Source organism: Streptomyces sp. NPDC088261, assembly GCF_044740805.1.
Lineage (GTDB): Bacteria > Actinomycetota > Actinomycetes > Streptomycetales > Streptomycetaceae > Streptomyces.
Map to the genome: position 1 here is coordinate 68,500 of NZ_JBIURL010000012.1, position 21,328 is coordinate 89,827.

Genomic DNA, 21,328 nt, shown 5'->3' on the forward strand with positions numbered 1-21,328 from the left:
CCCCCGGGGCGGAGCCGGGGACTCCCCCGGGCCCGCTCCGGACACGGACACGCTCAGCGCCCCCTCGGCCCGCCCGGCCCCCTCACCCCGCCCGGCGCTCCAGCACCGGCCGCGGCCCCGCCTCCGCCGCCGCGAGCAGGCGGCGGAGGATCTCCTCGCCCGCCGCCACCCCCGCCTGCGGAAGGTTCTCGACGTGCGGGGCCGTCCAGCCGGAGTCGGCCAGTTCGCCGTGGCCCGGCCGCCAGCCGTGGTCGGCCGCCAGCAGCAGGTCCGCGTCGAGCAGCGAGTCCCCCGCCGCCAGGGTCAGTCCGGCCCCGGTACGGCGCGCCACCTCGCGCATCGCGGCGCTCTTCGTGAGCGGTCGCGGTACGGCGTAGATCTTGCGGCCCTGGAGGGACACCGACCAGCCGCGCGGCCCGGCCCACTCCGCCAGCGCCTTCACCCAGCCCTCCGGCAACAGCGTCCGGTCCACGACGAGATACGCGAACAGGTCTTCCGCGACCCGCTCCTTGAGGAGCCAGGCGGGATCGGACACGGCGAGCAGATGCGCGCGCACCTCCGCCAGGGACGCGCACTCGTCCGCCAGCCGCTCCGCGACCCGCGCCTGCCAGTCGGGGTCGGACACCCCGTCGACCAGCAGATGCCCCCCGTTGGCGCAGATGGCGAACTTCGGTGGGGGGCCGGGCAGTTGGACCCGGCCGTACTGCTCGCGGGTACGGGTCGTGGTCGGTACGAACACGGTGGTACGGGCGAGTCGGTCCAGCAGCCCGGCCGCCGTCTCCGTCATGTACGACAGCGGCTTGCTCCCGTAGACCTCGACGCAGAGCAGCCGGGGAGCCAGCGCGTCGGGCATCGTGAGCTGGAGGGCCCCGGTCGAGTAGATCAGGGTCCTGTCGAGGTCGCTGGCGACCAACGTGGCCGCGTTTCCGGGCGAGTTCACCACGGAGGACGTCACCGAGGCGTTCATCGCGCCGCCACCGCCGTACCGTCCGCACCCGTCGCGCCCCGCGTGAACCGCGGGTGGATCAGGCCGACACAGGTGTACGGCAGCCCCTCGACCTCCTCGACCGGTACCCCGCGCTGCTCGGCCAGGAGCCGGACGTGGTGGAGGTCCGCCCCCGCGCCGGTCCTCGCCAGGATCTTCCAGGGAACGCGGCGCAGCAGCACGCGCGTCGTCTCCCCGACGCCCGGCTTCACCAGGTTCACGTCGTGGATGCCGTACTCCTCGCTGATGCGCTCGACGGCCGCCCAGCCCTCCCAGGTGGGGGCGCGGTCCGCCGAGAGCAGTTCCTTGACCTCCGCGTCCACGGCGGGCACGACCTCGTCGAAGCGGGCCGCGACGCTGTCCAGGAAGAGCCCGGAGACGTCCGCTCCGGCGAGTTCGCGGTAGTACTTCGCGCCGTGGAAGTCGTCCGGCCCGACCAGGTCGGAGCGGAGGACCGTACGGGAAATCAGGCCGGAGACCGTCGAGTTGAGGCACGCGGAGGGGATGAGGAAGTCCTCCCGGGTGCCGTACGTCCGTACGCAGCCGCCCGGGTCCGCGAGGACGGCGATCTCCGGGTCGAAGCCCTCGAACGCCCGCAGCGCGTCGGCCAGTTCGCGTGTGATGGCGCCCTTGCCGGTCCAGCCGTCGACGAACACCACGTCGGCCGGGTCGTGGTGGGCGGCGAGCCAGCGGACGGCGTTGGCGTCGATGCCCCGGCCGCGCACGATGGACACCGCGTAGTGCGGCAGGTCCAGGCCGTGCCGGTGCTGGGCCCAGCGGCGCATCAGGACGCCGACGGGGGTGCCGGCGCGGGCCAGGGAGACCAGGACGGGGTGCGGCGAGCGCTCGGCGAGGACGGTCTCGGTGACCGTGCCGACGGCGCGGGCGATCCGGGCGGCCGAGGTCTCCAGGGCGGCCTTGAACAGTTCCTGGTACTGCTCGCTGGGCTGGTACTCGACGGGGAGGGATTCGGCGTAGTGCGCGCCACCGCTCTGTATCGCCTCTTCCCGCTCCTCCGTGGGGGCCTCCAACTCGACGTCGGACAGGTCCTGGAGGAGCCAGCCGACCTCGTCGGCCGCGTACGAGGAGAAGGCGGGGCCGCGCAGGGGCTCGGGCAGCATGGGGTGTTCCTGCCGTTCGGGGTGGTTCGTGGGTGGGGGGAGGTGGCTCGCGGGCGGAGTCGCAGACGCGGGGAGGTACGTGGGGACCACGGCCAGCACCACCCGCGGGACGTGCGCCGCGAGGCGGGCCAACAGGCCGTCGGGGGCGTGCAGTTCGGCGGAGTCGGCCAGGGAGTCGACCACCGCGACGACGGCGTCGAAGCCGCCGCCCGCGACGTTGTACGCGTACCGGTCGCCGCGTCCGTCGCCGTGCCCGGCGTCGCGTCCGCCGCCGGTCTCGCCGGTCTCGTCGCCCTCGCCTGCCGGGAAGGCGGCGGTGTCGTGCGCCGGGAAGACCAGCCGGGTCCGTATCGCGTACCCGGGATCGTCCACGGCCAGGACCGGCGAGCGGGTGGTCGTCGAGTACCGCACCTCGGCGGGGGCGGGCAGGATCCGCTCCAGCTCCCCGGCCAGCCGCAGCGGCGCGTACATCAGCTCTTCGAAGCCGAGGACGAGCACGTTCCCGGCGCCGCCCAGCTCGGCGGCGAGGGTGGCCGCCATGCCGGGCAGGGCGGTCTCCAGCCGGGCGCGGTGGGCGGGGGTGAAGCCGTGCCGGCCGCCGTCGGGCAGCCCCTCGGGCCAGCCGAGATCGACCCGGGTCACCGAGCGGCCCGGCACGGCGGCACCGGAGGCACCGGACGCGGCGCGAGACTCACCGGCGGCGGACCCGACGGCACCAGCCGCAGCCGCACCGGCGGCCCCCGCCGCCACCCCCGCCTCGTACTCCGCCACCAGCGCCTGCCCCTTCTCCAGCACGCCCTCCGGCAGCACCACCGTGCCCGAGGCCAGGGCGATCAGGTCGACCCGCGCCCCGATCTCCGCCGCGAACTCCGCCAGCCGCCCCCGGTCGGCGGCCGAGCGCATGTCGACCAGGGCCACGATCACGTACCAGGAACGGGGATAGCGCTCGTGCAGGGCCCTGATGGTGTTCAGGACGGTGTTCCCGGTCGAGAACTCGTCGTCCACCAGCACCAGCGGACCGTCCCCGGCGAACGCCTCGGGGTCCTCCGGCAGCAGCAGGTGCGAGGTCGCGTGCGAATGCGACTCCTCGAAGCCGCCCGCCCGCGCGACGCCCGGCACCGGACGGCGGGTGGAGTGCAGGTACGGCGCGTCCCGCACCCCGTCCGCGACCGCGTGACCGAGACCGGTCGCGGTCTCCGCGTACCCGAGCACCAGCGCGCGGGCGACGTCGGGGCCGAGGAGCGTACGGACCCGCTCGCCGAGGGCGACACCCGTGCCGTATACGAGTCCGGGGTGCTGCGGCACGTGTTTGCCGAGGACGTTCGAGACCAGGAGATGGGCCCGTTTCGGGTTGCGCCGCAGGGCCAGACCGAGCAGATCCCGCAGGGTCTCACCGCCCTCGGGACCGTCCCCGGCGCCGCCCGCGAGTTCGACTCCCAGCCGTTCGGCGACCCATGTACCCGACCACACCATTCCGGCGACCGCTTCCTTCCCCGTCGGACTCTCTGTCGGCGGACTCTCTGCCGGCTTTCCTGTCGGCACTTCCATCGTTTCGTACCGCCCGCTCACTCCGCGAGGCCGGCCGTGAGCAACTCCACGAAGCCGACGTCCTCGCGCGCGACACCGAAGACCTCGGCGCGCTGGAGGGTGCGTTCGGCCCACGCGCGGTGGGGCTTCACCTCGTTCATCTTGTTCGTGTACGCCGACCGCAGCACCCCGCCCCCGCCCCGCTCGGGCCGCAGGATGTCCTGCGCGTCCGAGAACTCCTCGTGACTGACGACCGACAGCGCGTGCACGGGCAGGACGTGCGAGGGGTGGATGCAGGTCTTGCCCTGGAGCCCGTTGGCCCGGTCCAGCTCGATCTCGCGCAGCAGCCCGTCCAGGTCGTGCTCGATCAGGGCCGTACGCAGCTCCTCGGCGCGCCCCTCCTGGAAGGGGCTGCGGCGCAGCTGGGGCTTGAACATGCGCTCCTGGGTCCTGAAGTACTCCCAGACCGGCCCGGTGACCGTGAAGCCCGTACCGTCCGCGCGGCCCAGGACGTTCACGACGTCCTCGATGATCCCGGCGACGATCCGTACGTCGTACGCGGTCATGTCGGGCGAGCGCCGGAGGCCGTACGCCGAGCAGAAGTCGGTGACGCCCAGGCGCAGTGCGAGGACCCGCTCGCGGTACTTGTCGACGACGCCCGCGATGCCGGTGAGCGTCTCGGTCCTGGTCTCCAGGTGGAGCAGCTCGGGGGATTCGAGGACGGGCATGGCGAAGAGCCGGTGGCCGGTGCGTTCCTCGGTGTCGGTGATCGCTTCCAGGAACGGGGTGCCGCGTTCGGCGGTGAACTTGGGGAGTACAAATCCGGACAGCAGCGCGGCGGCGGGTCCGATCCGCGCCACGAGGTCCGGAATCTGCTCCGGTTCGCGGACCCGGATGAAGAGCAGGGGCAGTTCTTCCCCGCGTGTGTCAAGATCGGCGAACTGCCGGACGAGGTTGTCCTCGCCGGCCTCGACCTCCGAGTCGTCGATGGAATCCTCCAGGCAGAGCACCATGGAGACCACTCCGGAGCGGTGCTGTTTGATCACGTCGTCGGCGAGGCGCGGGCGCGTCGCCGGGCTGTAGAGCGTCGCCCCGAGGGCGGCCGACATGATGCGGGCCGGGGAGTCGGCGGTGAACTCGCACGGCTCCTGATGGAAGAGGCCCTCGCGGGCAGTGGGCGGGATATGCCCGAAATGACGCATGTGAATCCCCCGTACTGCCGGTGTGGCCGGTTGGACATGTGGCCGGTAATAGTACGTATGGACAGGTGTCAAGAGTTCCCCGCGCGCGTGAAATCCAGGTAACCCGTCCGCTTCACCCCTGTGTCCTGGACATGGAGCACGGCCCCACGTTGTCCCTACTGCCCTGGGGAAGGCAGGATGACCCGCATGACGCACGCGATGCTGAAGGGCTCGAACGTCCCGCTCGACGCCACCGCCGTACGGGCCGTGCTGCGCTGGTCCCCGGGCACCGGAGTCCCCGACGTGGACGCCTCGGCCCTGCTGCTCGGGACCGACGGCCGGGTGCGTTCGGACGACGACTTCGTCTTCTACAACCAGCCCCGCCATCCGTCCGGGCTGGTCAGAAGGCTGTCCAAGAAGCAGGTCAGCGAGGGGCTGACCGATTCCGTCGAGGCGGACCTCGGCGCGCTCGACCGCACGGTGGACCAGGTGGTCCTCGCGGCGTCCTGCGACGACGAGGGGGAGGACGCGGGCACCTTCCGGCAGGTGCGTGACCTGCGGATCCTGCTGTACGACGCCCAGGTGGCCGACGGCGAGCCGCTGGCCGTGTTCGACGTGCAGCCGGAGACCGGCGACGAGACCGCCGTGATCTGCGGCGAGCTGTACCGGCGCGGGGACGGCTGGAAGTTCCGGGCGGTGGGCCAGGGCTATCTCAGCGGTCTGATCGGCCTGGCCACGGCGTTCGGCGTCTCCGTGGACGACACGGCCGATCCCGCCGACCCGGCCGCGCCCTCCCCCGACGACCAGGCCACCGCCGCCTGGCCCGGCCCGGGGCCGGTGACGGCCGTACAGCCGCCCGCCCCCGCCGCGTACGTACCGCAGCCGCCGCTGCCGTCCCAGCCGCCCGCGTACGGCTACCCGCAGCCCGCCGCGGGCGACCCGTCCGGCTACGGCTACCCGCAGCCGGCGGCGGCGCCGCGGCCGGCGTACGGATATCCGCAGCCCGCCGCGGCGGCCGCCCCGGCCCCCGACCCGAATTTCCGGCTGCCCCCGATGGGCCCCCAGTTCCTCGGCTCCTAGGAGCCGGGGAACACGCCCCGGGACGCGCCGGGGTCTCCGTACGGGGGCCACGCTCAGGTTTTCGTCTTGTAGCCGCGCCCCCATTGCAGCCCCCAGCCGTACAGCCGGTCCAGCTCCGCCTGGAAGCCGTAGACGAACTTCACCTCGCGCCGCACGATCAGCTCGCCCTTGACGGTCTCCAGGGAGAAGACCGCGCAGGAGCGGGCCTGCGGCGCGTGCTCGTCCAGTTCGATCTCGACGCGGGGGCCGTTGCTCGGGTAGAGCGTGATCGTGGCGTGCGTACGGTCGAAGGCCGGCGTCTGGTCGTAGATGTAGACGAACACCAGGAGCCGCTTGATCTCCTCGCGGTGATCGAGGTTGATGAAGATCGTCTCGCCCGAGGAACCGCCGAACCGGTCGTCCCCGCTGAGCTTGATGTACGGCGCCGCGTTGAGGTCGCCGAAGAAGCCGCCGAGCGGCTGGACCACGCCCTTGCTGCCGTCGGCCAGCTCGTACATGCAGCCCAGGTCGAGGTCCACGTTGACGAACCCCTGGGTGTGCGCCTGCACCACCTCGGGCTGGAAGAACTTCAAGGGGTGGCGCAGCAGCTGGCCGCTCTGCTTGGAGCGGCCGCCGATGTCGGAGGTGCGCATCCGCCAGGAGAGGTTCACCCGCAGATTGCCCGCCGCCGCGCCCTGCTTGGAGAGCGAGACCGACGGGCGGCGCTTGGTCAGTTCGATGGAGTTGGTGTGCGAACTCCCCGAATCGAACTGCGAAGCGCGTCCCCCCTGCCACAGGTTGTCCCAGAACGCCATGTCCCACCCCAAACGTCGTCGTCGACTCACCGGCACCGCACCGGACAACGGGGCGGCCGGGAGGCTTCCGCCTGCCGGCCGCCCCGTCCGGAGCGTTCCCTCGTACCCCGTCCTGTCACACCCGGCGGGCCCGGGCTCACCACGGGCTCACCGGAGCACGGTCCCGCGCGGGTCAGGTACGGATCAGATGCGGATCAGGTACGAATCAGACACTCACCGCGGTTTTGTCCCCGTCCGGATCCTTGCGGTCCTCGTCACCGCCCGCTGCCTCCAGCGCCCTGTTACGGCGCACGGAGGACCAGAAGGAGGCGGCGATCAGAACAATCCCGACAAGTCCGGTGATCACTTCGTTGATCGAGTGCTGGATGGTGACCAGCAGGATCACGGAGAGCGCACCGATCGCGTAGTGCGCGCCGTGCTCCAGGTAGACGTAGTCGTCCAGGGTGCCCTGGCGGACCAGGTAGACGGTGAGCGACCGGACGTACATCGCGCCGATGCCGAGGCCGAGCGCCATCCAGAAGATCTGGTTGGTGATGGCGAAGGCGCCGATGACCCCGTCGAACGAGAAGGAGGCGTCGAGGACCTCGAGGTAGAGGAAGAGGAAGAACGCGGCCTTGCCGGCCAGGCCGATCGCGGAGATCTCCTTGCCCTCGGCCCGCGCCTTCTCCTCCTCTTCCTGCTCGTGCTCCTCCTGCTCCTCCAGGCGGTTCTCGAAGAACGAGGAGAGACCGCCGACGACGAGGTACGTGATCAGGCCGGCGACCCCGGCGAGCAGGACGGTCGCCGCCTTGTCCTGCGTGCCGGTGCTGGTGTGGGCGTGGGTGGCGAAGGTCAGCGCGGTGCCGAGCAGGGCGATCAGCGCGACGCAGACGGACAGCATGTCGACCTTGCCGAGCTTGGCCAGCGGGCGCTCCAGCCAGGCGAGCCACTTGACGTCCCGGTCCTCGAAGATGAAGTCGAGGAAGATCATCAACAGGAACATGCCACCGAAGGCGGCGATGCCCGGGTGTGCGTCGGTGACGAGGTCCTTGTACCGGTCGGGGTCGTCGAGCGCGAGCTGGACGGCGTCGATGGGACCGACCTTGGCGCTGATGGCGACGATGACGACGGGGAACACCAGCCGCATGCCGAACACCGCGATGAGGATGCCCACGGTGAGGAAGATCTTCTGCCAGAAGGCATTCATCTTCTTCAGGATCCCGGCATTGACGACCGCGTTGTCGAACGACAGGGAGATTTCGAGGATCGACAGGATCAGTACGATCCCGAACGCCTCCCACCCCCACTGCCAGGCCGCGAAGGCCAGGCCGACCGCCGTGATGGCGAACGACCAGCCAAAGGTTTTCAGGATCACTGGCTACCCCATCTGGTTTAACGAGGTTTTCCCCCGCGCAGAGCTCTGCTTTACGAAACGTTGACCCCGAAGTCTAGAGCGATGCCCCGCAGACCGGACGCGTACCCCTGTCCTACCGCGCGGAACTTCCATTCCCCGCCGTACCGGTAGAGCTCCCCGAAGATCATCGCGGTTTCGGTGGAGGCGTCCTCGCTCAGGTCGTACCGGGCGAGTTCCTGCCCGTCCGCCTGGTTGGCCACGCGGATGAAGGCATTGCTGACCTGACCGAAGGTCTGGCCGCGATTGTCGGCGTCGTGGATCGACACCGGGAAAACGATCTTGTCGCAGTGGGCCGGCACCTTGGAGAGATCGACCAGCAGCGATTCGTCGTCGCCGTCCCCCTCCCCGGTCAGGTTGTCGCCGGTGTGCTCGACGGAGCCGTCCGGGCTCGTCAGGTTGTTGTAGAAGATGAACCATTCGTCGCCCAGCACCCGCCCCGACTGGCAGAGAAGTGCGCTGGCGTCCAGGTCGAAGGGCGCTCCGGTGGTGGAGCGCGCGTCCCAGCCGAGACCGACCAGCACCTGGGTGAGGTCGGGTGCGGCCTTGGAGAGGGAGACATTGCCTCCCTTGGCGAGCGTGACGCCCATGATGGTGAGTCCTCCCCGAGGTGGTGTGATGCGGTACTGCCTGCCATGACGCGCCTGACGTCATGCCCGTTCCCACCCTGTTCATGCCGTTCGGGCCAGACGTGTCCGGCGCCGCACGGGAGGGTGCGGCGCCGGACACGGGTGGAGCGGGTGGCCCGGACTGTTCGAAGGGCCGGACTGCTCAGACGTTGACGCCGAAGTCCTGGGCGATGCCGCGCAGGCCTGAGGCGTAGCCCTGGCCGATGGCGCGGAACTTCCACTCCGCGCCGTTGCGGTACAGCTCGCCGAAGACCATCGCGGTCTCCGTCGAGGCGTCCTCGCTCAGGTCGTAGCGCGCCAGCTCGCTGTTGTCGGCCTGGTTCACGACGCGGATGAACGCGTTGCGGACCTGGCCGAAGGACTGCTGGCGGCTCTCGGCCTCGTAGATCGAGACGGGGAAGACGATCTTGTCGACGTCGGCGGGGACGGCGGCCAGGTTGACCTTGATCGCCTCGTCGTCGCCCTCGCCCTCGCCGGTGAGGTTGTCACCGGTGTGCTCGACGGAGCCGTCCGGGCTCTTGAGGTTGTTGAAGAAGACGAAATTGCCGTCGGTGGCGACCTTGCCCTCGGCGTTCGTCAGCAGGGCGCTGGCGTCGAGGTCGAAGTCACCGCCGGTGGTCGTACGGACGTCCCAGCCCAGACCCACGGTGACCGCGGTCAGGTTGGGCGCGGCCTTGGTCAGCGAGACGTTTCCGCCCTTGCTGAGGCTGACTCCCACGAGTCCTCCCTATGTGTTCTCGGGGCCGGGCAACCATGGTCGGCGACTCACGCCGCGGGCCGCGCGCCCCCTGGAGCGTTGGCATCGGATCAACGACTGGATCCTAGTGACCGGTTCCCGGCGGCTGTGCGATTTCCCGGGGTCCTGACCGATTCACCGGACGGATTCAGAGGGCGTCGAGTGCCTGGACGTACTGCGCGAGGTCCCTGGCGTCCGGCAGACCGTTGACGATCTTCCAGCGCACCACGCCCTCCTTGTCCATGATGAACGTCCCGCGCACGGCGCACCCCTTTTCCTCGTCGAAGACGCCGTACGCCCGCGAGACCTCGCCGTGCGGCCAGAAGTCCGACAGCAGCGGGAACTCCAGCCCCTCCTGGTCGGCGAAGACGCGCAGGGTGTGGATGGAGTCGTTGGAGACGGCGAGCAGGACGGTGTCGTCGGCGGTGAGCGCGGGCAGGCCGTCGCGCAGGGCCCGCATCTCGTCCGTGCAGACGCCGGTGAAGGCGAAGGGGTAGAAGACCAGCACCACGTTCACGGCGTCGGCGTCAGCGCCGGCCTCGCGCCCGTGCCCGCACAGGTCGGAGAGCCGTACCGTCCGCCCGTGGTTGTCCCGCAGCTCGAAATCCGGGGCGGTGTCGCCCACCTCGATGGCCATGGCGTACAGCCTACGGACGCACGGGGCCCCCGCCGACCGGGGTCGGCGGGGGCCCTCAGGGCTGCCTCGAAGGCTGCTGACTGCTGCGGCTTGCGCGCTCGGATGCGGCGCTCGGAGTGTCAGCGCTTGGACTTCGCCGCCTTGGGCGTGACGAGCCTGCTGCCTGTCCAGTCCTTGCCGGCGCTCACGCTCCGGGTCTGGGACAGGCCCGCGGTCTGGCCGGCCTCGTTGATGTCGCTCGGCTCGACATAGCCATCACGGCCGGTCTTCGGCGTCATCAGCCAGACCGCACCGCCGTCCTCGATCAGACCGATGGCGTCCACCAGCGCGTCCGTAAGGTCGCCGTCCTCGTCACGGAACCAGAGCAGGACGGCATCCGCCACATCGTCGTAGTCCTCGTCGACGAGGTCCTGGCCGATGAGTGCCTCGATGGACTCGCGGAGCTCCTGCTCGACGTCGTCGTCGTAGCCGATCTCCTGGACCACCTGTCCGGGTTCGAACCCCAGCCTTGCGGCAAGGTTGGTCCGTTCCTCCGCGTGGTCCGCGGTCGCGCTCACGGATTGCCTCCTGATCATGTTTTGGGAAATGCGTCAGCCGCGCGCGTACGCGGGGCATTGGCCGTAGTCCACACGGGCGGGACGGATCGCGCAAGTACCCGGAGGTCGAGACCGCCGAAACGGTGACGTTCCGGGCCCCTTCGTCGCATCTCCTGCCACTTCGACACCGCTTCCTATGATGCCCGCCACACTTTCCGTCCTTCTTTGCCATGTTATGCCGGATCGGTACGCCATTCGGGTCCCGCTCATCGAACAGAACACGGGGACGGAGCGGGCGTAAGCTTGCGGTTCGACGGGTTACCCCACAGTAGAGATGACGTTTCCGCCGCCGCGGTACACGATGGATCGACCCCGTGCAGCGGCACGCCCCGACCGAACAGCGAAGGAACAGCGTGGCTTCCGGATCCGATCGCAACCCGATCATCATTGGCGGCCTTCCCAGCCAGGTCCCGGACTATGACCCCGAAGAGACCCAGGAGTGGCTCGACTCGCTCGACGCCGCCGTCGACGAGCGCGGGCGTGAGCGCGCCCGTTACCTGATGCTCCGGCTGATCGAGCGGGCCCGCGAGAAGCGGGTGGCTGTGCCGGAGATGCGCAGCACGGACTACGTGAACACCATCGCCACCAAGGACGAGCCGTTCTTCCCCGGCAACGAGGAGATCGAGCGCAAGGTCCTCAACGCGACGCGCTGGAACGCGGCCGTGATGGTCTCGCGCGCCCAGCGCCCGGGGATCGGCGTCGGCGGCCACATCGCCACGTTCGCCTCCTCGGCCTCCCTCTACGACGTGGGCTTCAACCACTTCTTCCGGGGCAAGGACGACGGCGACGGCGGCGACCAGATCTTCTTCCAGGGCCACGCCTCCCCCGGCATCTACGCCCGCGCCTTCCTGCTCGACCGGCTGAGCGAGGCGCAGCTCGACGCGTTCCGCCAGGAGAAGTCGAAAGCGCCGTACGGCCTGTCCAGCTACCCGCACCCGCGGCTGATGCCGGACTTCTGGGAGTTCCCGACCGTCTCGATGGGCCTCGGCCCGCTCGGGGCGATCTTCCAGGCCCGGATGAACCGCTACATGGAGGCGCGCGGCATCGCCGACACCTCCGCCTCGCACGTCTGGGCCTACCTGGGCGACGGCGAGATGGACGAGCCGGAGTCGCTGGGCCAGCTGTCCATCGCCGCCCGTGAGGGCCTGGACAACCTCACCTTCGTCGTGAACTGCAACCTCCAGCGGCTCGACGGCCCCGTCCGCGGCAACGGCAAGATCATCCAGGAGCTGGAGTCGCAGTTCCGGGGCGCCGGCTGGAACGTCATCAAGCTCGTCTGGGACCGCTCCTGGGACCCGTTGCTCGCGCAGGACCGGGACGGCGTGCTGGTCAACCGGCTGAACACGACGCCGGACGGCCAGTTCCAGACGTACGCGACCGAGACCGGCGCGTACATCCGCGACCACTTCTTCGGGGACGACCAGCGGCTGCGCGCCATGGTCGAGAACATGACCGACGAGCAGATCCTGCACCTGGGGCGCGGCGGCCACGACCACAAGAAGGTGTACGCCGCGTACGCCGCGGCCAAGGCCCACAAGGGTCAGCCGACGGTGATCCTGGCGCAGACCGTCAAGGGCTGGACGCTGGGGCCGAACTTCGAGGGCCGCAACGCGACCCACCAGATGAAGAAGCTCACGACCGCCGACCTCAAGGGGTTCCGCGACCGGCTGCACCTGCCGATCCCGGACAAGGAGCTGGAGGACGGCGCGCCGCCGTACTACCACCCCGGCAAGGACTCGGAAGAGATCCAGTACATGCACGACCGGCGGCGGGCGCTGGGCGGGTACGTGCCCACGCGGGTCGTCCGGGCGAAGCCGCTGGCGCTGCCCGAGGACAAGACCTACGCGGCGGTCCGCAAGGGCTCCGGGCACCAGTCGATCGCCACGACGATGGCGTTCGTACGGCTGCTCAAGGACCTGATGCGGGACAAGGAGATCGGCAAGCGGTTCGTGCTGATCGCGCCGGACGAGTACCGCACGTTCGGGATGGACTCGTTCTTCCCGAGCGCGAAGATCTACAACCCGCTGGGGCAGCAGTACGAGTCCGTGGACCGCGAGCTGCTGCTCGCGTACAAGGAGTCGCCGACCGGCCAGATGCTGCACGACGGCATCTCCGAGGCGGGCTGTACGGCTTCGCTGATCGCGGCGGGCTCGGCGTACGCCACGCACGGCGAGCCGCTGATCCCGGTCTATGTCTTCTACTCGATGTTCGGTTTCCAGCGGACCGGTGACCAGTTCTGGCAGATGGCCGACCAGCTCGCGCGTGGTTTTGTGCTGGGCGCGACCGCCGGCCGTACGACTCTGACCGGTGAGGGGCTCCAGCACGCGGACGGGCACTCGCACCTGCTGGCGTCGACGAACCCGGCGTGTGTCGCGTACGACCCCGCGTACGGCTTCGAGATCGCGCACATCGTCAAGGACGGCCTGCGCCGGATGTACGGCCCGGCCGTGGAGGGCGAGAGCCAGGACGTCTTCTACTACCTGACGGTCTACAACGAGCCGATCCAGCACCCCGCCGAGCCGGCCGACGTGGACGTCGAGGGCATCCTCAAGGGCATCCACCGCTTCAAGCAGGGCGAGCGGGGCGAGATCCCGGCGCAGATCCTGGCGTCGGGCGTGGCCGTGCCGTGGGCCGTGGAGGCGCAGCGGCTGCTCGCCGAGGAGTGGAACGTACGGGCCGACGTCTGGTCCGCGACGTCGTGGAACGAGCTGCGCCGCGAGGCGGTCGACGTGGAGCGGCACAACCTGCTGCACCCGGAGGAGGAACAGCGCGTCCCGTACGTGACGCGGAAGCTGTCCGGCTCGCAGGGTCCGTTCGTGGCGGTGTCCGACTGGATGCGGTCCGTTCCGGACCAGATCTCGCGCTGGGTGCCCGGGACGTACCAGTCGCTGGGCGCGGACGGGTTCGGCTTCGCGGACACGCGGGGCGCGGCGCGGCGCTTCTTCCACATCGACGCGCAGTCGATCGTGCTCGGGGTCCTCACGGAGCTGGCGCGGGAGGGCAAGGTGGACCGCTCGGTGCTCAAGCAGGCCGTGGACCGCTATCAGCTGCTGGACACGGCGGCCGCGGACCCGGGCCCTGAGGGCGGCGACGCGTAGCCCGTACGCGTGGCGAATACGCCGAAGGGCGGCGGGACTCCGGTCCCGCCGCCCTTTGTGTCGCCGAACCCGGCTTCCGTGCTACGCCGGGCGTTTCCCGCGAGCCGGCCCGGTCCGCGACCTCCGCGGCCGCACGAGCGGGGGCCCGCACCCTGCGGGTACCCCCGCTCAGCGACTCAAACACGCGTTCCCGTCAGGTCTCCCAGACCTTGAACGCCCGGACGCGGTACGGCGAGCGCGGCACCCACGTGCCGCCGCCGGGGTACGTCTCGAACTCCCCCGTCTCTCCGCACTCCGCGGACTGGTAGGTGGTCACGGGCCGTCCGGTGCGGTTGGCCAGCGAGGCGGCGGTGGCTCCCGGCGGGAGCGGTACGCAGCTGTCGATGTCGAGTCCCGACAGCTCGTGGATCCACCGGGAGCCGGTGAAGTCGTCCTTCCCCCAGAGGCACAACTCGCCCGCCGCGCAGGTCCCCAGGCGGGGTGGTGCGGCGGTGGCGCTGCCGGCGGGCAGCAGGGTGGCGGCGAGGAGCGCCCCCAGGGCGAACAGGCTGGTGCGTGTGATGGTGCTGAAGCGGTTGGTTCGGTTGGTTCGGTTGGTTCCGGTGCTTCCGTTGGTTCCGCGCATGCGGATCATCCCCCGTCGTCGTACGTGTTCGTGCCGGTCATCCGTACCCTGACCTGCGCGGGACCCGCCGGGGAAGGGGTCCGGGGGCGTACCACCCGGATAGGCGACGGCCCCGCCGGAAGGTTCCGGCGGGGCCGTGTGGGGAGCGGAATTGACGTCGGGTCAGCCTCGGGCTGACATCAGATGTGCACCCCCGCGTCGGCGGCGTCCGCGTTGACGCCCCGCTTCGTCAGCAGCGCGACGAAGACCGCCACGGCGCCGACGCCGGCGGCGACCAGACAGGCCAGCCCCATGCCGGACATGAAGGTGTCGTGCGCGACGGTGGTGATCTTCGCGGCGATCTCGGCGGGGGTGCCGGGCGCCACCGGGGGCACGCCGACCTGGACGGCCTCGGCCGCCTTGTCCGCCTGGTCCGGGGTGAGCGGCGGCAGGCCCGCGCCGGTCCAGTTGCCCGGCAGGTCGTTGGAGACCTTCGAGGCCATGACCGCGCCGAGCACGGCCGTACCGAGGCTGCCGCCGATCTGCATGGACGCCTGCTGGAGGCCGCCCGCGACACCGGACAGCTCCATCGGGGCGTTGCCCACGATGACCTCGGTCGCGCCCACCATGACGGGCGCGAGGCCCATGCCGAGCAGGGCGAACCAGATCGACATGACGAAGCTGCTGGTGCCTGTCTCCAGCGTGGACATGCCGAACATGGCGACGGTGGTGAAGATCATGCCGGCCGCGAGCGGGATCCGGGGGCCCACCTTGGTGATGACCACCCCGGCGAGCGGCGAGGCGACGATCATCATGCCGGTGAGCGGCAGCAGGTGCAGACCGGCGTCGACCGGGCTCATGCCGTGCACGTTCTGAAGGTAGAAGGTCACGAAGAACAGGCCGCCGAGGAAGGCGATGGCCATCAGCGCCATCAGCACGACACCGGCGGAGAGCGGTACGGAGCGGAACAGGCCGAGCGGGATGAGCGGTTCCTTGACCTTCGTCTCCCAGAAGGCGAAGAGCCCGAAGGCGACGAGGGACCCGATGATGAAGAGCCAGGTCCGGCCCGAGCCCCAACCCCAGGTCGGGGCCTGGATGATCGCCCAGACCAGGCAGAACATCGCGGTGGAGAGCAGCAGGATGCCGAGGACGTCGAACGACTTCGGCGCGTTCTCGGCGCGGTGGTCCTTGAGGATCACGATGCCGATGCCCAGGGCCACGACGCCCACCGGCACGTTGATGAAGAAGACCGACTGCCAGCTGACGTTCTCGACGAGCAGACCGCCGATGATCGGGCCGCCCGCGGTGGAGGCACCGATGACCATGCCCCAGATGCCGATCGCCATGTTCAGCTTCTCGGCGGGGAAGGTCGCGCGCAGGAGGCCCAGCGCGGCGGGCATCAACAGGGCGCCGAAGAGGCCCTGGAGCACGCGGAAGGCGACCACGAGCGCGATGCTGTGGGAGAGGCCGATGGCCCCCGAGGCGGCGGCGAAGCCGGTGACGCCGATGAGGAAGGTCTGGCGGTGGCCGAAGCGGTCACCGAGCTTGCCGGCCGTGATCAGGGCCACGGCGAGGGCGAGGAAGTAGCCGTTGGTGATCCACTGGACGTCCGCGAAGCTCGCGCCGAGGTCCTTCTGGATGGCCGGGTTGGCTATCGCCACGATGGTGCCGTCGAGCGCCACCATCATCACGCCGATGGCCACCGAGAAGAGAGTCAACCAGGGGTGGCCGCGCAGCCCTTTGGCGGGCGTCGATGCCGGGGGTTCCGGGGTCTGCGGCGCTGTGTCGACGGTGGTCTGACTAGTCATACCGAGAACGCTAGTGTCAGCCACTGACAGTTGACAAACCATTTCACAAGTCGGTAACTGTCACGTAGCTCACAGATACACTGAGCAGGTCAAAGCGGTGTGAAGCGGTGGAACGAGGACCAATCGGTGGTGCATGAAACGGTGACCGGGCATCCGGTCGGGCTGCGCGCCCGCAAGAAACAGCGCACCCGCGACGCGCTGTTGCGCGTGGCACTGGAACTCTTCACCGCCCAGGGGTACGAGCAGACCACGGTCGACGAGATCACGGACGCGGTCGAGGTCTCCCAGCGCACCTTCTTCCGCTACTTCGCCGGCAAGGAGGAGGTCGTCTTCTCCGTCGTACGGATGGTGGAGGGGCGGTTCGTCGAGGCACTGCGGGTACGGCCCGCCGCCGAGGGGCCGTTCGAGGCGATGCGCCGGGCCGTCACCTCGGCCTGGCTGGGTGTCGGCGAGGCGATCGAGGCCGTCGTCCCGGTCGAACTGCACATGCGCACGTACCAGCTGATCGAGTCGACGCCCGCGCTGCTCGCCGCGCACCTGCGGCGTTCGGCCGAGCTGGACGAGGAGATCGCGCGGCTGATCGCGGACCGCGAGGGGCTGGACGTGGACGCCGACCCCCGGCCCCGGGTGGCCGTCGCCGCGTTCACCGGCGTCATGCGGGTGACGGGGCGGCTCTGGGGCCAGGGCCACGACACGAGCGTGGAGTCGCTGGGCGCGCTGTCGGAGACGTACCTGGACCATCTGGGTCCGGCGCTGGCGGAGGACTGGCGGCGGCCGGCCTAGGGCCGATTCGACCTTACGGGACGTCATCTTCGGTGACTTGTACGCGTGTCGCGCGCCGGAGCGTACGCGCCGCGCGTACCCATGGTGACGTTACCGTCGGTTCATTCCTTCGTTGCGCGTGATGTGCCTCACCCTCGCCACGAGGGCACCTACGCGCGTCCTAGGCTGGTAGTTAGTGACTTCCTTCGAAACTGATCCTCCGTTGAGCGCCTGGCGCATGCTTCTCGCGCTCGCCGTCGTCTTCGTCCTCCTGGCCACCACCGGATGGACCGCGGTACGTCATCACCGCGGCCCCGGCGAGCCCCTGGAGATCGCCGTCTCCGCGTGGGAGCGGGGCCGTATAGGAGCACGGGACCTCCCCGACACGGACAGCTCGCCGAAGCGGATCGCGGCGTTCTTCACGTCGCTGACGGCCGTTCAGCAGACCGCGCTGGCGCGCAGATACCCGCTGGTCGTGGGCAATCTGAACGGTGCTCCGGTGACGTTGCGCTACCGCGCCAACCGGCTGGCGCTCCGTCAGGCGCGTGAGGTCGAGCGGCGCCGTACGCACGACGTCCGGCTGTCGCCCGACGGGCGCAGGCGGGCGGGGCGCACGATGAACCGCTACACGTCGATGCTGCACCCGGACCGGCGGATGCTCGCCTTCGACCCGTCGGGCAAGGGCCGCGCCGCCGAGGTGTTCGGCGACCTCGACCGCGCCGAGCGGGTGTCGATCGTGGTGCCGGGCGTCGACACGAACGTCCTGACCTTTGAACGGACCGAACGCAAGTACTCGGCGCCCGCCGGGATGGCCGGGGCGCTGTACACGGCCGAGCGGCTGGCGGATCCCACCGCCAGTACCGCGGTCATCGCCTGGGCCGACTACACCGCGCCCGCCGGTCTCGGCATGGACGCGGCCATCGGGAAGCTCGCGGAGGCGGGCGGCGTACGGCTCACCGCGCTGGTCCGGGCGCTGCCCGGCCGGTCGCCGGTCTCGCTCTTCTGCCACAGTTACGGCTCCGTCGTGTGCGGGGTCGCCGCCGACGACCTGCCGGAGCGGGTCACGGACGTGGCGGTCGCCGGGAGCCCGGGGATGCGGGTCGGCAACGCCGCCCAACTGCACACCACGGCCCGGGTGTGGGCCATGCGGGACCGCGACGACTGGATCCAGGACGTGCCGTACCTGGCGGTCGGCGGCCTGGGGCACGGCGCGGATCCGGTGAGCGGGCACTTCGGGGCGCGGATCCTGTCGGCGGACGGGGCGGTGGGGCACAGCGGGTACTTCGTGCCGGGTACGGAGAGCCTGGACAACTTCGCCGGCATCGGGGTCGGGTCGTACCGCGCGCTGCGGTGCGCCGCCACGGACGGCGACTGCCGGAGTGACCTCCTCCGGGCGGACGGGATCGGACGCGCGTAGAACTCCCCCCGCCGGTGCAGGCGACGCGGCGGCGCGCGGCGCCTACGATGTGCCGTATGGGTGATGTGCTGGGCGGAATTCATGCCACCTGGGAGTTCGAGAGCGATTCCGTGCTGGTCCGCTTCGAACGGGGGATACGGGCGCCGAAGCTCTTCCAGGCCCTCGGTGAACGGCGTGTGCCGCACGCGGCGTTGTCCTCGGTGACGCTCTCCCCCGGCAAGCGCGGGACGGTCGTGCTGCACGCGGTCCCGAGACCGGGCGCCGATCCCCTGATGGAGGCGGCGGCCGGGCAGCTCAGGGGGAGCAGCGATCCGTACCGGCTGGTGCTGCCGGCGGAGCGCGAGACGCTCGCGGAGTACTACGCGGACGAGTTGCGCGGGGCGCTGGCGGACGGGGCCGGGGCGCGGGAGCGCCTGGAGCCCGCCGAGCGGTTCCTGGTGGAGCCGCCGGAACGGCCCAGGACCTTCAAGGCGTTCGACGGCAAGGCCGTCTTCGACGGGGAGCAGGTGTCCTTCCGCTGGTCGTGGACGGGCGCGTCGTCCGCCAAGTGGAAGGCGGGCGACCAGAGTTTCGCGGTCAGGGACCTGCACGGGGTCGAGTGGCGCTCCCCCGAGGTCTTCGACGGCTACCTGCGGCTGCTGCTGCGCGACGGCCAGGGCGCGGAGCTGCCGCGGGCCCCGCAGCCGGCCCAGGCCGACCACGACCCGGCGGCGGTGGTCTTCGGCCTCGGCTACGGCCCGGTGCACGAGTCCCTCCCGTTCGCCGCGGCGGTCCTGCACGCGGTACGGGGCGCGGGGGCGGCCTCCGGGCCGCCCCGGATCCCGGTCCACGCGGCGGCGGCGTCCCGCAGCGACCCGGCGGACGTGGCGGAACGAATCCGCCACCTGGGCGAGCTGCACCAGGCGGGCCTGGTGACGGACGACGAGTTCAGCGCGAAGAAGGCGGAGCTGCTGGCGGAGCTGTAGGGGCCCGACGCCGCGCTGGGGGCCGGCCCATCCCCCCAACGGTCACGACCGCCGCCCGCCACCAGGACGCACGCGATCACGTCCGCCCACAGGACCGCGCCGACACCGGGACCGCCCGGCCGCCCGCCCCCGATCCCGCACAGGCACGACCGCCGACCCAGCACCTACGCCCCAGTGCCACCCGCCAGCAGGGCCGCGCCCGGCAGCGGGGCGACACGGCCACACGCCCCGGGGCCGGGCCGGCGTAAACCGACCTACGCAAGCGCGGCCGTACACAACCCGAACCGCGTCGGGGCGCACCGGCGTACGCCGACCCTCACGGGTGAACCGCGCCTCGGCGCCGGGGCCGCACCGGAGTCGCCGACCCACGCCGGCGCGACCGCCGGTCGGCGCCGCGGTCGTGCGCAATCCGAACCGTGCCGACGGCGTCGGGGTCGTGCCCGCGTGCGCCCCCTCCGGCCGGAGCCCGGGGCTACTCGCGGCCCGCTGAGACGAACGTCAGGTCTGCCGACCTGCCGCCCCTCACGCGGGACGCGATCGGGGCCAGGAGGTCCAGTTCGCTGTCCGTCAGGACCAGGCGGGTGGCGGCGGTGTTCTCCTCCACCCGGGTGCGGCTGCGGGTTCCCGGTATGGGGACCACCGTCAGGCCGTGGATCGCCGAGCGCTGCTGCGCCCAGGCCAGCGCGACCTGGCCGAGCGTCGCGTTGCGTCCCTCGGCGATCTTGCGTACGGGTTCCAGCAGCGCCGCGTTCGCGCGGGCGTTCGGGCCGTTGAAGCGGGGCTGACTGCGACGGAAGTCGCCCTCGCCCAGCTCCTGCTCCGCGTTGACGAACGCGCCTGTCAGGAAGCCGCGGCCGAGCGGGGAGTACGGCACGAGCGCCACGCCCAGTTCGACGGCGGCCGGCACGATCCGCTCCTCGATGTCGCGGCTGAACAGCGACCACTCCGACTGGAGCGCCGCGATCGGGTGCACGGCCTGCGCGGCGCGCAGCTCGTCCGCGGTGACCTCGCTCAGCCCGAGGTGCTTGACCTTGCCCTCGGCGACCAGTTCGGCCATGGCCGACACCGTCTCCTCGACGGGGACCCGCACGTCACGCCGGTGCATGTAGTACAGGTCGATCACGTCGACCCCCAGCCGCGTGAGGCTGCCCTCGACACACGCACGCAGGTACGCCCGGTCGTTGCGGATCGTCCTGGTCCCGTCCTCCGGGGACACGCCGAGCCCGAACTTGGTGGCCAGCACGATCTCGTCGCGGTGCGCCCGGACGAAGGGGGCGATGAACTTCTCGTTCTCCCCCTGCCCGTAGACGTCCGCCGTGTCGAACAGCGTCACGCCCAGCTCCAGCGCGCGCTCCAGCGTCGCCCGCGCCTCCGCCACGTCCGTGGTGGGCCCGTAGGTGTCGCTCAGGCCCATGCAGCCGAAGCCCTGGGCGCCCACCTCGGGGCCCGTGGTGCCGAGCCGTACCTGGGTCAGGGGTGTGATCGTGCTGTCGCTCATGGGTCTTCAGACCCTTTCCGGCGCCCGGCGGGCCCCCGCGTAGAAGCTGATCTTGTGGTCGAGTACGGCGACGGTGTCCTGGAGTTCGCTGATCCGGTCGATCACGTCGCGCCGGGTCCGCTCCAGCAGTTCCTGCCGTTCCTCGAACGTCTCCTCGCCTACCCGGATCAGCTCCGCGTACCGCACCATGTCCGCGACCGGCATGCCGGTCAGCCGCAGCTTGGTGACGAACTCCAGCCAGTCGAGGTCCTGGTTGGAGAACCGGCGCTGCCCGGTGTTCGACCGGTCGACGTGCGGCATCAGCCCGATCCGCTCGTACCAGCGCAGGGTGTGCGCGGTCAGGCCGGTGAAGGCGGCGACCTGGCTGATCGTGTAGCGGTCCTTGCCGTCGGGGCTCGGGTGGGGGCGGGGAGGCGCGGCGCAGACGTCGACAGGTCCTGTCACGGCGGGGCTGCTCTCCATCAGCGTCATGCGTCACACGCTAGAACCTTCGAGTGCAC

At 70.7% G+C, this 21,328-nt stretch carries 18 protein-coding genes; 5 read left to right on the plus strand and 13 right to left on the minus strand.

Features of this window, described 5'->3' with window-relative positions; genetic code table 11:
• Positions 1–82: 82 nt before the first annotated feature.
• From ACIODU_RS22895 to ACIODU_RS22905, 3 genes are all read right to left on the minus strand, one after another.
• A complete protein-coding gene (locus ACIODU_RS22895; protein ID WP_401769687.1) occupies positions 83–967 on the minus strand; it encodes an HAD family hydrolase in 885 nt (294 codons plus the stop codon).
• The gene (locus ACIODU_RS22900; RefSeq protein WP_401769688.1) at positions 964–3,579 is read right to left on the minus strand and encodes a phosphoribosyltransferase; all 2,616 of its coding nucleotides are present in this window, start codon (positions 3,577–3,579) and stop codon (positions 964–966) included. The genes ACIODU_RS22895 and ACIODU_RS22900 overlap by 4 nt, the downstream gene beginning before the upstream one ends.
• A 92-nt stretch (positions 3,580–3,671) precedes the next feature.
• A complete protein-coding gene (locus ACIODU_RS22905) occupies positions 3,672–4,835 on the minus strand; it encodes an HpcH/HpaI aldolase/citrate lyase family protein (RefSeq protein ID WP_401769689.1) in 1,164 nt (387 codons plus the stop codon).
• A 177-nt stretch (positions 4,836–5,012) separates the two neighbouring features.
• Here ACIODU_RS22905 and ACIODU_RS22910 point away from each other — a divergent pair, with 177 nt between their 5' ends.
• Positions 5,013–5,894, plus strand: coding sequence for a TerD family protein (locus tag ACIODU_RS22910; protein ID WP_401769690.1), 882 nt, complete (start codon positions 5,013–5,015; stop codon positions 5,892–5,894).
• 53 nt (positions 5,895–5,947) lie between these two features.
• Here the strand turns inward: ACIODU_RS22910 and ACIODU_RS22915 are convergent, their stop codons facing one another.
• The 6 genes from ACIODU_RS22915 to ACIODU_RS22940 form a co-directional block, all read right to left on the minus strand.
• Complete coding sequence (locus tag ACIODU_RS22915; RefSeq protein ID WP_356422577.1) at positions 5,948–6,688, minus strand: Tellurium resistance; 741 nt, start codon at positions 6,686–6,688, stop codon at positions 5,948–5,950.
• A 205-nt stretch (positions 6,689–6,893) separates the two neighbouring features.
• Complete coding sequence (locus tag ACIODU_RS22920) at positions 6,894–8,042, minus strand: DUF475 domain-containing protein (RefSeq protein ID WP_356422574.1); 1,149 nt, start codon at positions 8,040–8,042, stop codon at positions 6,894–6,896.
• A gap of 50 nt (positions 8,043–8,092) precedes the next feature.
• Complete coding sequence (locus ACIODU_RS22925; RefSeq protein ID WP_161310873.1) at positions 8,093–8,668, minus strand: TerD family protein; 576 nt, start codon at positions 8,666–8,668, stop codon at positions 8,093–8,095.
• Positions 8,669–8,849: 181 nt separating this feature from the next.
• Complete coding sequence (locus tag ACIODU_RS22930; RefSeq protein ID WP_161310879.1) at positions 8,850–9,425, minus strand: TerD family protein; 576 nt, start codon at positions 9,423–9,425, stop codon at positions 8,850–8,852.
• A 166-nt stretch (positions 9,426–9,591) separates the two neighbouring features.
• Positions 9,592–10,080, minus strand: a complete 489-nt coding sequence (locus tag ACIODU_RS22935; protein ID WP_401769691.1) for a peroxiredoxin — start codon at positions 10,078–10,080, stop codon at positions 9,592–9,594.
• A 119-nt stretch (positions 10,081–10,199) separates the two neighbouring features.
• Entirely contained in the window at positions 10,200–10,637 is a 438-nt protein-coding gene (locus ACIODU_RS22940) for a DUF3052 domain-containing protein (RefSeq protein ID WP_161310881.1), read from the minus strand.
• A gap of 392 nt (positions 10,638–11,029) precedes the next feature.
• Here ACIODU_RS22940 and aceE point away from each other — a divergent pair, with 392 nt between their 5' ends.
• Positions 11,030–13,774, plus strand: coding sequence for a pyruvate dehydrogenase (acetyl-transferring), homodimeric type (aceE, locus tag ACIODU_RS22945; protein WP_356422568.1), 2,745 nt, complete (start codon positions 11,030–11,032; stop codon positions 13,772–13,774).
• 193 nt (positions 13,775–13,967) lie between these two features.
• Here the strand turns inward: aceE and ACIODU_RS22950 are convergent, their stop codons facing one another.
• Positions 13,968–14,399 carry a peptidase inhibitor family I36 protein gene (locus ACIODU_RS22950; protein WP_401769692.1) on the minus strand — a complete coding sequence of 144 codons (432 nt, stop codon included), beginning with the start codon at positions 14,397–14,399 and terminating at the stop codon, positions 13,968–13,970.
• 179 nt (positions 14,400–14,578) lie between these two features.
• Positions 14,579–16,186 carry an MFS transporter gene (locus ACIODU_RS22955; protein ID WP_356422562.1) on the minus strand — a complete coding sequence of 536 codons (1,608 nt, stop codon included), beginning with the start codon at positions 16,184–16,186 and terminating at the stop codon, positions 14,579–14,581.
• A gap of 126 nt (positions 16,187–16,312) precedes the next feature.
• On the opposite strand from ACIODU_RS22955, the gene ACIODU_RS22960 reads away from it, so the two are divergent.
• The 3 genes from ACIODU_RS22960 (at position 16,313) to ACIODU_RS22970 (ending at position 19,330) form a co-directional block, all read left to right on the plus strand.
• On the plus strand, positions 16,313–16,969 hold the full coding sequence (locus ACIODU_RS22960) for a TetR family transcriptional regulator (RefSeq protein WP_356422559.1): 657 nt from the start codon (positions 16,313–16,315) through the stop codon (positions 16,967–16,969).
• 175 nt (positions 16,970–17,144) lie between these two features.
• On the plus strand, positions 17,145–18,365 hold the full coding sequence (locus tag ACIODU_RS22965; protein ID WP_401769693.1) for an alpha/beta hydrolase: 1,221 nt from the start codon (positions 17,145–17,147) through the stop codon (positions 18,363–18,365).
• A gap of 56 nt (positions 18,366–18,421) precedes the next feature.
• The gene (locus ACIODU_RS22970) at positions 18,422–19,330 is read left to right on the plus strand and encodes a DUF4429 domain-containing protein (protein ID WP_401769694.1); all 909 of its coding nucleotides are present in this window, start codon (positions 18,422–18,424) and stop codon (positions 19,328–19,330) included.
• Positions 19,331–19,802: 472 nt separating this feature from the next.
• Here ACIODU_RS22970 and ACIODU_RS22975 read toward each other — a convergent pair whose 3' ends face one another.
• On the minus strand, positions 19,803–20,828 hold the full coding sequence (locus tag ACIODU_RS22975) for an aldo/keto reductase (protein ID WP_401769695.1): 1,026 nt from the start codon (positions 20,826–20,828) through the stop codon (positions 19,803–19,805).
• A gap of 6 nt (positions 20,829–20,834) precedes the next feature.
• Positions 20,835–21,299 (minus strand): MerR family transcriptional regulator, encoded by a 465-nt coding sequence (locus ACIODU_RS22980; RefSeq protein WP_401769696.1) that lies wholly within the window; start codon positions 21,297–21,299, stop codon positions 20,835–20,837.
• Positions 21,300–21,328 lie beyond the last annotated feature (29 nt).

Excerpts from the sequence above, each read along its gene's own strand:
- ACIODU_RS22925 (WP_161310873.1), bottom strand. The coding sequence starts at position 8,668 with ATGGGCGTCACGCTCGCCAAGGGAGGCAATGTCTCCCTCTCCAAGGCC.
- ACIODU_RS22905 (WP_401769689.1), bottom strand. The coding sequence starts at position 4,835 with ATGCGTCATTTCGGGCATATCCCGCCCACTGCCCGCGAGGGCCTCTTC.
- ACIODU_RS22970 (WP_401769694.1), top strand. The coding sequence starts at position 18,422 with ATGGGTGATGTGCTGGGCGGAATTCATGCCACCTGGGAGTTCGAGAGC.
- ACIODU_RS22950 (WP_401769692.1), bottom strand. The coding sequence starts at position 14,399 with ATGCGCGGAACCAACGGAAGCACCGGAACCAACCGAACCAACCGAACC.
- ACIODU_RS22975 (WP_401769695.1), bottom strand. The coding sequence starts at position 20,828 with ATGAGCGACAGCACGATCACACCCCTGACCCAGGTACGGCTCGGCACC.
- ACIODU_RS22955 (WP_356422562.1), bottom strand. The coding sequence starts at position 16,186 with ATGACTAGTCAGACCACCGTCGACACAGCGCCGCAGACCCCGGAACCC.
- ACIODU_RS22910 (WP_401769690.1), top strand. The coding sequence starts at position 5,013 with ATGACCCGCATGACGCACGCGATGCTGAAGGGCTCGAACGTCCCGCTC.
- ACIODU_RS22900 (WP_401769688.1), bottom strand. The coding sequence starts at position 3,579 with ATGGTGTGGTCGGGTACATGGGTCGCCGAACGGCTGGGAGTCGAACTC.
- ACIODU_RS22935 (WP_401769691.1), bottom strand. The coding sequence starts at position 10,080 with ATGGCCATCGAGGTGGGCGACACCGCCCCGGATTTCGAGCTGCGGGAC.
- ACIODU_RS22895 (WP_401769687.1), bottom strand. The coding sequence starts at position 967 with ATGAACGCCTCGGTGACGTCCTCCGTGGTGAACTCGCCCGGAAACGCG.
- ACIODU_RS22915 (WP_356422577.1), bottom strand. The coding sequence starts at position 6,688 with ATGGCGTTCTGGGACAACCTGTGGCAGGGGGGACGCGCTTCGCAGTTC.
- ACIODU_RS22980 (WP_401769696.1), bottom strand. The coding sequence starts at position 21,299 with ATGACGCTGATGGAGAGCAGCCCCGCCGTGACAGGACCTGTCGACGTC.